Below are 9,475 nucleotides of genomic sequence, written 5' to 3' on the forward strand. Positions count from 1 at the left end.
AGCGCAGTGTCAGTCGAGATCTTAGGTGACTGAACCACCGCATTCGCGAGCAAGCCCGCTCCCACATTTGCTTTTGTGTGGAGCTTTAAATCAGCGGCGGTCGGCTACTACGCCAATCAACACCAGCACCACCACCAATACCGGCGCCAGGCTGTAGTTATTGAACTGGCTCAGCCCCCGCACAATCCATGGCGTGGCATACAGCAACGCCGCGCCGCTGCCGATCATGCATACCAGCGCCATCAACGGTACGCGCAATGCTCCGGCGATGCCGCCCAAGCGGCCTTCGATCCAGCCTTTGATATCCGCGCCAAACAACACCAGCAAACAGCCGACAAGGGCCAGGGAGATTTCCGACAGGTTGCTACGGCTCCAGCGGGACACGGTGGCGAGCAGGTCGAGTACCAAATCCATGTGATTTCCTTAGAGCGATCAGCTCAAAAACTTCTGCAACAGGTCATTGAGAAACAGTTGCCCACGGTCGGTGGCCGCCAGGCGTGACGGTTCGACCTGCATTAAGCCACTTTGTTCTGCCTCCCGACGGCCTTCGTCGAGGCTGGCCAGGTCGAGGCCGGTGCGTTCGGCGTACAGCCTGGATTCGACGCCCTCGGTGAGCCGTAAGGCGTTCATCAGGAACTCGAATGGCAGTTCTTCATTGGTGAGCTCTTTTGCTCCGGCCTGGAAGCTTTTTGCCGGGTTGAGGTAGTCCTTGGGGGCCCGGGTTTTCCAGGTGCGTACGATGCGCCCGTCCGGGTGGCTGAGCTTGCCGTGGGCACCGGCGCCGATGCCGATAAAGTCGCCGAAGCTCCAGTAGTTCAGATTGTGTCGCGCCGGGCGGCCCGGCTGGGCATAGGCCGACACTTCATATTGCGCGTAACCGTGTTCGGCCAGCAGCGCCTGGCCGGCTTCCTGAATATCCCACAGCGTGTCGTCTTCCGGCAGCGCGGGCGGCTGGTTCCAGAATACGGTGTTGGGTTCCAGTGTCAGCTGATACCAGGACAGGTGCGTTGGCTTCAGTGCGATGGCCTGGCGCAAGTCGCTCAGCGCATCGTCCAGCGACTGATCGGGCAAGCCGTGCATCAGGTCCAGGTTGAAGTTATCGAACCCGGCCTGGCGGGCCATACCAGCGGCGCGCACAGCCTCATCGCCATTATGGATGCGGCCCAACGCCTCAAGCTTTTGCTGCTGGAAGCTCTGGATGCCAATGGACAGGCGATTGATCCCCAACTTGCGGTACGCCACGAACTTCTCTTGTTCGAAGGTGCCGGGGTTGGCTTCCAGGGTAATTTCGATGTCGTCGGCAAACGGGATACGGGCTTGCACGCCTTTGAGCAGGCGCCCCAGCGCGGCGGCGCTGAACAGGCTGGGCGTACCACCGCCGAAGAAAATCGAGCTTAGTTCACGGCCGTAAACCGCATGCAGGTCTTGATCAAGGTCGGCGAGCAAGGCGCCCACGTACTCTTCTTCCGGCAGCACTTTGCTGGCGGTGTGGGAGTTGAAGTCGCAATAAGGGCATTTGCGCACGCACCACGGAATGTGGATGTACAGCGCCAGGGGCGGCAGCACCGGCAATGCCGCTCGAGGCGTTTGCGCGCCGCCGTGGATCAGCGGCTGCGCAGAGGTGTTCTGGGTCATTTCAGGCTCAGGCGTTGGCGCAGCAAATCCATTGCGCGGGCGCGGTGGCTGATCTGGTTCTTGTCGGCCGGGCTCAGTTCGGCGCTGGAGACATTGCGCTCCGGCACCCAGAACAGCGGGTCATAGCCAAAGCCATGCTCGCCACTGGCAGCATGCAGGATGCGCCCGTGCCACAGGCCTTCGCACAGAATCGGTAACGGGTCATCAGCGTGGCGAACCAGCGCCAGCACACAGACGAACTGTGCACCACGTTCGGCGTCCGGCACATCCTTGAGGGCGTCCAGCAGCTTGGCGTTGTTGGCCGCATCGCCTTTGCCATCGGCATACCGCGCCGAGTAGATGCCCGGCGCGCCGCCGAGGAAATCCACGGCCAGGCCCGAGTCGTCCGCCAGCGCCGGCAGGCCGGAGATGCGTGCGGCATTGCGGGCCTTGAGGATGGCGTTTTCAACAAATGACAGGCCGGTTTCTTCCGGCTCGACCTGGCTGAACTCGCCGATCGAGCGCAGTTGCACGGAGTCGCCGAGCATGGCCTGGAGTTCTTTGAGTTTGCCGGCGTTATGGCTGGCGAGTACGAGCTGTGTCAGGTTCATTTGGTGCCCGGAAAGAGTTCTTGGCTGAACTGGAAACCATGGGCGTTGCCGCCGGTTTCAACGTTGATAGTAAACGTCCGTAATTCTTGCTGTGTTACCGAGTAGGGGGCCAGGTATGAAATTCCGTTTTTTTCAGTGATCTGCTTAAACGTCAGCACTTCGCTCTTGCCAAGGGAGTCCTTGATTGTGCCGGTCACTTGCGCGGCCACTGGCGTGACGCCTTTGACCACAGACACATTGATCAGGCCCTTTTCGTTGCTGCGCACGATACCGGCCTCTTGGGCGGTTTCCGGCTGCAAGAAGCTTGAGGTGAAGGTGTTGTAGTGCACAGTGATATCGCCAAATTTTTTCTCGCGATTACTGTCGATAGCGTCCGCCGCCATGGCGTTGACGCCCAGGCACGCGGTGAGCAGAAAAATAGCCAAACGACTCATGTTCGTCCTCCTTGAAAATGGTTAGACGGCAATCTTGTGGTCGGTCAGGCCAGGGCTGCTGACCCGGTAGATACCAATTTCGCCCAACAGGTTGGGCCATAGTTTACTCGCCCAGCCGTGGCGGTGCTGTTGATCGACGGCAAGGCGGTTGATCACCTTGGCCTCACGCTCGCCGCACAGGGCTTCGAAGTCTTCGAAGGTGCAGAAGTGGATGTTCGGCGTGTTGTACCAGGTGTATGGCAGGAAGTCCGAGACCGGCATGCGACCCTTGGTCGCCAGGTACCAGCGACAGCGCCAGTGGCCGAAGTTGGGGAAGGTAATGATGCACTGGCGGCCCACGCGCAGCATCTCGTCGAGGATGCGGTCCGGGTAATGCACCGCTTGCAGGGCTTGGGTCATCACCACGATATCGAAACTGTTGCTGGCAAAGTTACCCAGGCCCTTGTCCAGGTCCTGCTCGATCACGTTGATGCCCTTGGCCACGCACTGGGCGATGTTGTCCGGGTCGTTTTCCAGGCCATAACCGGTGACTTGCTTGTTGTCGCGCAGCCAGCTCAGCAGTTCGCCATCACCGCAGCCAAGGTCGAGCACGCGGCTGCCGGCGGGGATCCAGTCTTGGATGATTTCCAGGTCGGCTCTCATGGCGTTCTCACAAAGTTATGCGGTTCATGTAGTTGCTGAAAGCCTGCAAGTAACGCGGGATCGGAATCAGGAAGGCGTCATGGCCTTGCGGAGCATCGATCTCCAGGTAGCAGACGTCTTTGCGCGCGGCCATCAAGGCGTCCACCAGCTCACGGGAGCGCGCCGGCGAGAAACGCCAGTCGGTGGTGAACGACATCACGCAGAACTTGGCCGTGGCGTGCTCGAAGGTTTTCGCCAGGTCGTCGTCGTGGTTGGCGGCCGGGTCGAAGTAGTCCAGCGCCTTGGTCATCAGCAGGTAGGTGTTGGCGTCAAAACGCCCGGAAAACTCCTCGCCCTGATAACGCAGGTAGCTTTCGACCTGGAACTCGACACTGTGGAAGTCGTAGTTGAGCTTTTCGCTCTTGAGCCCACGGCCGAATTTCTCGCCCATGGAGTCATCGGACAGATAAGTGATATGCCCGACCATCCGCGCCAGCATCAAGCCGCGCTTGGGGATCACGCCCGCTTCCTGGAACGAGCCGCCGTGGAACTCGGGGTCGGTGAGGATGGCCTGGCGTGCCACTTCGTTGAAGGCGATGTTCTGCGCCGATAGTTTTGGCGCCGAGGCAATGGCCAGGCAATGGCGCACGCGATCCGGGTAGGAGATGGTCCATTGCAGCGCCTGCATACCGCCCAGGCTGCCGCCGATCACGGCGGCCCATTGGTTGATGCCCAGCAAGTCGGCAAGGCGTGCCTGGCTGTGCACCCAGTCTTCCACGGTCAGCACCGGGAAGTCGGCGCCGAACGGTTTGCCGGTTTCCGGGTTGAGGCTGCTCGGGCCGGTAGAACCGTTGCAGCCGCCGAGGTTGTTCAGGCTGACCACAAAGAATTTGTTGGTGTCGATGGGCTTGCCGGGGCCGATGCAGCTGTCCCACCAGCCGGGCTTGCGCTCGTCGGCAGTGTGAAAACCAGCGGCGTGATGATGCCCGGACAGGGCGTGGCAGATCAGCACGGCGTTGCTCGCCGTGGCGTTCAACTGGCCGTAGGTTTCATGGATCAGGTCGTAGGCAGGCAGCGAACGACCGCAGGCCAGGGCCAGCGGTTCGCTGAAGTGCGCCACTTGGGGCGCGACCAGTCCAACAGAATCGGGGGGGAAGGCAGCTGGCATCGACCCTGCTCTCGTTTAAATGAGGCGTAAGTCTAAAGAGCGGTGACCCCAGCGGCAAGCAAACCCTGAGCCAGATGATCGTTCCCACGCTCCGCGTGGGAATGCAGCCAGTGATGCTCCGCGTCGCACCCTACAGGAGGGGACGCAGAGCGTCCCAAGAGGTATTCCCACGCAGAGCGTGGGAACGATCGTGCGGTCAGATCAGGCCAAACAGCTCTTTAGGCATGAACGCGTAGTACGCCAGGCGCGGAATCACCCAGCTTTGCAGCAGCTGGATTGCAATAAACGCGAAGATCGGCGAAATATCCAGGCCGCCCAGGTTCGGGATCAGGCGACGGAACGGCGCCAGCACCGGCTCGGTGATCTGGGCCACCAACTCGGCGCCCGGGCTACGGCTGCCAGGTGCGACCCACGACAGAATCACGCTGATGATCATCGACCAGAAAATGATCTTCAAAAACAGCGAGAAGATCCCGATCAAACCCCATGGCAACAGCAGCACGGTGAACGCCTGGTAGCCGTTGAGCATCAGGATCACCACAAACAACAGGATTTGCAGCAACAGCGCCAGCACCAGCGAGGACATGTCCAGGCCGAACATGCTCGGCACTACCCGGCGCAGTGGCTTGAGCAGCGGCTGGGTGGCCTTGACCACGAACTGGCACAGCGGGTTGTAGAAGTTCGCCCGCACCAGTTGCAGGATAAAACGCATCAGCACGATCAGCAGGTACAGGCTGCCCAGGGTCTGGATGATGAAAATGGCAGCGTCATTGATTCCGAGCATGTTTGATTACCTTGGTAAGGGATGACTATTTGCCCAGTTGCTCAGCCATCTCGGCTGAACGGTGTGCCGCGGCACCCAGTGCTTTTTCCACCAGGGCTTCAAAGCCCCCGGCCTGGAATGATTCGATCGCAGCCTGCGTGGTGCCACCTGGCGAGGTCACGCGACGGCGCAACTCGGCGGCGTCCACATCGCTTTCTACCGCCATGTTCGCGGCGCCCAAAGCAGTTTGCTCGGCCAGTTGCTCGGCGACTTCATGTGACAGGCCCAGTTTCACGCCGGCGGCGGTCATGGCTTCGATCAGCAGGAAGAAGTAAGCCGGGCCGCTACCGGACACGGCGGTGACCGCATCCAATTGCTGCTCCTGTTCCAGCCACACGGCGAGGCCCACGGCTGACAGCAGTTCCTGAGCCTGGTCGCGCTGCTCGGCAGTCACATCGGCGGTGGCGTACAAGCCGCTCATGCCCTTGCGCAGCAGTGCCGGCGTATTGGGCATGCAACGCACGATCGGCTGGGCACCGAGCCAGGTGTTCATGCTCGCGCAGGTGATGCCAGCGGCGATCGACACCACCAGTTGGTGCGGTTGCAGGCTCGGGCGCAGGCTTTCGCACACGGCCTTCATGGCTTGTGGCTTGACCGCCAGCACGATCACATCGACGCCGTGGATGGCCTCGGAGTTATCGGCAAAGGTTTCGATACCGTGCTCGGCGCTGACGCGGGCGCGGGTTTCGGCGCCGGGATCGCTGGCACGGATTTGCGTGGTTTCCAGGCCCTTGGCCCGCAGGCCGCCGATCAGGCTGGCCGCCATGTTACCGGCGCCGATAAAGGCAATACGCGTGTTGCTCATGACAGGTCCTTACTTAGAGGGATGTCAGCCATTTACCGGCTGGCTGTAGTCGCGGGCGCCAAACAGGGCGGTACCAATCCGCACCCAAGTGGCCCCTTGGGCGATGGCCGACTCAAGGTCGTGGCTCATGCCCATGGAAAGTGTGTCCAGCGGCAGGTTCAGGCTGGTTTGCAGGTCTTTTACCGCAGCGAAGGCTGCATCTTGTGCCGCGCGATCTTCAGTCGGCTCGGGGATCGCCATCAAGCCACGCAGCTTCAAACGCGGCAGGGCGCTGATTGCAGTGGCCAGGGCCGGCAGGTCGGCGGGTGTACAGCCGGACTTGCTGGCTTCGCCACTCACATTCACCTGAATGCAGATATTCAGCGGCGGCAGGTCAGCCGGGCGTTGTTCAGACAGGCGTTGCGCGATTTTCAGGCGGTCCACGGAATGCACCCAAGCGAAGTGCTCGGCGATCGCACGAGTCTTGTTCGATTGAATGGGGCCGATGAAGTGCCAACTCAAGGGCAGGTCGGTTAATTCGGCCTGTTTGCCCAAGGCTTCCTGCAGGTAGTTCTCGCCAAAGTCGCGCATACCGGCGGCATAGGCTTCGCGCACGGCTTGCGCTGGTTTGGTCTTGCTCACGGCCAGCAGGTGGATGCTGCTTTCGTCACGTTGCACGGCGTGGGCCGCGGCGCGGATGCGCTGGCTAACCAGGCCAATGTTGTCTGCTATCGTCGACATTCAAGATGCACCCGTGGATATGGAGTCCGCGGCATTCTACTGGAAATGGAAAGCCCTATGGATATCACTGAACTGCTGACGGCCAGCGTGCGCCGTGGCGCCTCCGACCTGCATTTGTCGGCGGGCCTGGCGCCGATGCTGCGGGTCGATGGCGAAATCTGGTCCTTGGATGGCCCGGTGCTTTCGCCTACGCAAGTTGCGGACTTATTAAGCCCTTTGCTCAACCAGCACCAACAAAAGGATTTCGAAACATCTCTTGAAACGGATTTTGCCTTCGCACTGCCTGGCCTGGCGCGGTTCCGCGCGAATGTATTCCGCCAGGATCGCGGCATGGGCGCGGTGTTTCGCACCATCCCCACCGAAGTGCAAAGCCTGGAGAGCCTCGGGTTAGGCGAGGTATTCCGCCGTATCGCGCAGCTGCCGCGTGGCCTGGTGCTGGTGACCGGCGCGACCGGCTCCGGCAAGTCGACAACCCTGGCGGCGATGATCGATCACCTCAACCAGCACCGACGCCAGCACATCCTCACGCTGGAAGACCCGATCGAATTTATCCACAGGCCGAAAATGGCCCTGATCAATCAGCGCCAGGTACACCGCGATACCCACAGCTTTTCGGCGGCGCTGCGTTCGGCCCTGCGTGAAGACCCGGATGTGATTCTGGTGGGCGAGTTGCGTGACCTGGAAACCATCCGCCTGGCGTTGACGGCCGCAGAGACCGGGCACTTGGTATTGGGCACGCTGCACACCACGTCAGCGGCAAAGAGCGTGGATCGGCTGGTGGACGTGTTCCCGGCGGGGGAAAAAGCCATGGTGCGCACCATGCTGTCGGAGTCGTTGCAGGCGGTGGTGTCCCAGGTGCTGGTCAAGAAGCTCGGCGGCGGCCGGGTGGCGGCGCACGAAATCATGCTGGGCACGCCGGCCATTCGTAACCTGATCCGCGAGGACAAGGTGGCGCAGATGGTCTCGGCGATTCAGACCGGTGGGGCGTTGGGGATGAAAACGTTGGACATGAGCTTGAAGGCGTTGGTCAGCGAAGGGCTGATCAGCCGGGAGGATGCGCGGGGGCAGGCGAGGGTGCCAGGGGATATATAACGACGCAAACAAATGTGGGAGCGGGCTTTGTGTGGCGAGGGAGCTTGCTCCCGCTGGACCGGGCTGGCGCTCCAGTGCGAAGTGCTCCCAAAATCTTGGGGCCGCTGCGCAGCCCAGCGGGAGCAAGCTCCCTCGCCACAACAAGCCCGGCTCACATTTTGTATTGCGTTACAGCTCTAATCAGCGCTGAACAACCCGCAGGTTATTCTGCTCTTTAGGCAGAACACGCTTGGCAATCACGTAGTTCTTGTCCCAGAACGGCTTTTTCAGTGTGTCGATGCTCACCGATTTGCCACGGCGTGGTGCGTGGATAAAGCGGTCGTTGCCCAGGTAGATGGCAACGTGGTTGACCTGGCGGCTCTTCAGTTTGAAGAACAACAGGTCGCCCGGTTTCAAATCCTTGCGATCAACCTTCAAGCCGTGGCCGGCAGCCATGGCGTTGGAGGTGCGCGGCAAATCCACCGCTTTTACATCATTAAACGCATATTTCACCAAACCGCTGCAGTCGAACCCTTTACTTGGGCTGCTGCCGCCCCAACGATAAGGTGTACCGAGCACGTTAACGGCACGGCTGAGGACATTGCTGCTTTGTTTGGTGTTGACGGCCAGTTGGGTGTGGATTGCTTTACCGTGGGCCTTGCTCACTTGAGTCGGGCGGTTGACGGTCAGCTTTACCGACTTGGCGGTGCTGGGTGTGCTGTGAACTTTAGGGGTGAAACCGTTAACGTTAGGAAGACGTTGCTCACGATTGGTGGCGTGGGCGGCCAGTGGCATTAATAGGCAGATGGTTAGCCATGTCTTGAAAAATGGTCGCATTAGGCGTGGCTCTTTTAGGTTTGCGCGCAACTTTATAACAGCTTTTTGTGTCGTTCTCAGGCCGTTTGTCGACTGAACTCTGGGGTCAAACTCAGGAAAAACGCGACGAATTGCCGCTATTGTCCTACAGAAGTCAGGTGGCATAAGGCTTTGCGGGAGGGAAGATACCATTTGCCGTGCGTCGGGCGCCCGTAAAAAAGTCACAAAGAAAATGAAAAAATTTATCTATCGAGGCAAAAGAGGTACTCCATGAACACCTATCGACAGGATGTTATGCAGCAAGACACCCACAGCAAGGTGATCGGTTACCTGCTCTGGATTCTCGGTTTTACCGGGGCGCATCGTTTCTATTACGGCAAACCCGTGACCGGCACGATCTGGTTTTTCACCTTCGGCCTGTTCGGCATCGGCTGGCTGATCGACTTGTTCCTGATCCCGGCCATGGACCGTGAAGCGGACCTGCGTTTCACCGCGGGCCCGATCGAATACAACGTGGCCTGGATACTGTTGGCGTTCCTGGGTGTGTTCGGCTTGCACCGCATGTATCAGGGCAAATGGATCACCGGCCTGATCTACCTGCTGACCGGCGGTTTGTTCCTGATCGGGGTGCTGTATGACTTCTGGACGTTGAATACGCAGATTTCGATCCGCAATGCCGAGCGCAACAGCGGCCGCTAAGTCTCTCAAGCCTGTTAGAGAGCCCAATGTGGGAGCGGGCTTGCTCGCGAAAGCGGTGGATCAGTCAGCATATTTGCCGGCTGATACACCGTA

Annotated in this window: 12 protein-coding genes; 2 read left to right on the forward strand and 10 right to left on the reverse strand. The window is 60.1% G+C overall.

Annotated features, from left to right (window positions below; genetic code table 11):
- Positions 1–90: 90 nt before the first annotated feature.
- From ACTD9P_RS28430 to ACTD9P_RS28470, 9 genes are all read right to left on the reverse strand, one after another.
- Positions 91–414 (reverse strand): DUF3392 domain-containing protein, encoded by a 324-nt coding sequence (locus tag ACTD9P_RS28430; protein ID WP_438870256.1) that lies wholly within the window; start codon positions 412–414, stop codon positions 91–93.
- Positions 415–432: 18 nt separating this feature from the next.
- Entirely contained in the window at positions 433–1,635 is a 1,203-nt protein-coding gene (gene hemW, locus ACTD9P_RS28435; RefSeq protein WP_438870257.1) for a radical SAM family heme chaperone HemW, read from the reverse strand.
- The gene (gene rdgB / locus ACTD9P_RS28440) at positions 1,632–2,225 is read right to left on the reverse strand and encodes an RdgB/HAM1 family non-canonical purine NTP pyrophosphatase (RefSeq protein WP_071490376.1); all 594 of its coding nucleotides are present in this window, start codon (positions 2,223–2,225) and stop codon (positions 1,632–1,634) included. Before rdgB ends, hemW begins: the two co-directional genes overlap by 4 nt.
- Positions 2,222–2,659, reverse strand: a complete 438-nt coding sequence (locus ACTD9P_RS28445; RefSeq protein ID WP_438870258.1) for a DUF4426 domain-containing protein — start codon at positions 2,657–2,659, stop codon at positions 2,222–2,224. Before ACTD9P_RS28445 ends, rdgB begins: the two co-directional genes overlap by 4 nt.
- Positions 2,660–2,680: 21 nt before the next feature.
- Positions 2,681–3,301: a methionine biosynthesis protein MetW gene (metW, locus tag ACTD9P_RS28450; RefSeq protein ID WP_016972957.1), complete on the reverse strand. Its 621-nt coding sequence runs from the start codon at positions 3,299–3,301 to the stop codon at positions 2,681–2,683.
- Between the two features lie 7 nt (positions 3,302–3,308).
- Entirely contained in the window at positions 3,309–4,448 is a 1,140-nt protein-coding gene (gene metX / locus ACTD9P_RS28455; protein ID WP_438870259.1) for a homoserine O-succinyltransferase MetX, read from the reverse strand.
- 196 nt (positions 4,449–4,644) lie between these two features.
- Entirely contained in the window at positions 4,645–5,232 is a 588-nt protein-coding gene (locus ACTD9P_RS28460) for a YggT family protein (RefSeq protein ID WP_017139454.1), read from the reverse strand.
- 25 nt (positions 5,233–5,257) lie between these two features.
- On the reverse strand, positions 5,258–6,076 hold the full coding sequence (proC, locus tag ACTD9P_RS28465) for a pyrroline-5-carboxylate reductase (protein ID WP_438870260.1): 819 nt from the start codon (positions 6,074–6,076) through the stop codon (positions 5,258–5,260).
- A 24-nt stretch (positions 6,077–6,100) separates the two neighbouring features.
- Positions 6,101–6,796 carry a YggS family pyridoxal phosphate-dependent enzyme gene (locus tag ACTD9P_RS28470; protein ID WP_438870261.1) on the reverse strand — a complete coding sequence of 232 codons (696 nt, stop codon included), beginning with the start codon at positions 6,794–6,796 and terminating at the stop codon, positions 6,101–6,103.
- Between the two features lie 57 nt (positions 6,797–6,853).
- Between ACTD9P_RS28470 and ACTD9P_RS28475 the strand changes: the two genes are divergently transcribed.
- A complete protein-coding gene (locus ACTD9P_RS28475) occupies positions 6,854–7,888 on the forward strand; it encodes a type IV pilus twitching motility protein PilT (protein ID WP_438870262.1) in 1,035 nt (344 codons plus the stop codon).
- Positions 7,889–8,068: 180 nt separating this feature from the next.
- Here the strand turns inward: ACTD9P_RS28475 and ACTD9P_RS28480 are convergent, their stop codons facing one another.
- A complete protein-coding gene (locus ACTD9P_RS28480; protein WP_017139450.1) occupies positions 8,069–8,704 on the reverse strand; it encodes a C40 family peptidase in 636 nt (211 codons plus the stop codon).
- A gap of 249 nt (positions 8,705–8,953) precedes the next feature.
- Here ACTD9P_RS28480 and ACTD9P_RS28485 point away from each other — a divergent pair, with 249 nt between their 5' ends.
- Positions 8,954–9,382 (forward strand): NINE protein, encoded by a 429-nt coding sequence (locus ACTD9P_RS28485; RefSeq protein WP_438870263.1) that lies wholly within the window; start codon positions 8,954–8,956, stop codon positions 9,380–9,382.
- The last annotated feature ends 93 nt before the right edge of the window (positions 9,383–9,475 follow it).

The sequence above is a fragment of the Pseudomonas onubensis genome (genome assembly GCF_965653655.1).
Classification (GTDB): domain Bacteria; phylum Pseudomonadota; class Gammaproteobacteria; order Pseudomonadales; family Pseudomonadaceae; genus Aquipseudomonas.

What these genes read in the sequence shown, in the direction of transcription:
- ACTD9P_RS28430 (WP_438870256.1), bottom strand. Translation starts at nt 414, where the DNA reads ATGGATTTGGTACTCGACCTGCTCGCCACCGTGTCCCGCTGGAGCCGT.
- hemW (WP_438870257.1), bottom strand. Translation starts at nt 1,635, where the DNA reads ATGACCCAGAACACCTCTGCGCAGCCGCTGATCCACGGCGGCGCGCAA.
- rdgB (WP_071490376.1), bottom strand. Translation starts at nt 2,225, where the DNA reads ATGAACCTGACACAGCTCGTACTCGCCAGCCATAACGCCGGCAAACTC.
- ACTD9P_RS28445 (WP_438870258.1), bottom strand. Translation starts at nt 2,659, where the DNA reads ATGAGTCGTTTGGCTATTTTTCTGCTCACCGCGTGCCTGGGCGTCAAC.
- metW (WP_016972957.1), bottom strand. Translation starts at nt 3,301, where the DNA reads ATGAGAGCCGACCTGGAAATCATCCAAGACTGGATCCCCGCCGGCAGC.
- metX (WP_438870259.1), bottom strand. Translation starts at nt 4,448, where the DNA reads ATGCCAGCTGCCTTCCCCCCCGATTCTGTTGGACTGGTCGCGCCCCAA.
- ACTD9P_RS28460 (WP_017139454.1), bottom strand. Translation starts at nt 5,232, where the DNA reads ATGCTCGGAATCAATGACGCTGCCATTTTCATCATCCAGACCCTGGGC.
- proC (WP_438870260.1), bottom strand. Translation starts at nt 6,076, where the DNA reads ATGAGCAACACGCGTATTGCCTTTATCGGCGCCGGTAACATGGCGGCC.
- ACTD9P_RS28470 (WP_438870261.1), bottom strand. Translation starts at nt 6,796, where the DNA reads ATGTCGACGATAGCAGACAACATTGGCCTGGTTAGCCAGCGCATCCGC.
- ACTD9P_RS28475 (WP_438870262.1), top strand. Translation starts at nt 6,854, where the DNA reads ATGGATATCACTGAACTGCTGACGGCCAGCGTGCGCCGTGGCGCCTCC.
- ACTD9P_RS28480 (WP_017139450.1), bottom strand. Translation starts at nt 8,704, where the DNA reads ATGCGACCATTTTTCAAGACATGGCTAACCATCTGCCTATTAATGCCA.
- ACTD9P_RS28485 (WP_438870263.1), top strand. Translation starts at nt 8,954, where the DNA reads ATGAACACCTATCGACAGGATGTTATGCAGCAAGACACCCACAGCAAG.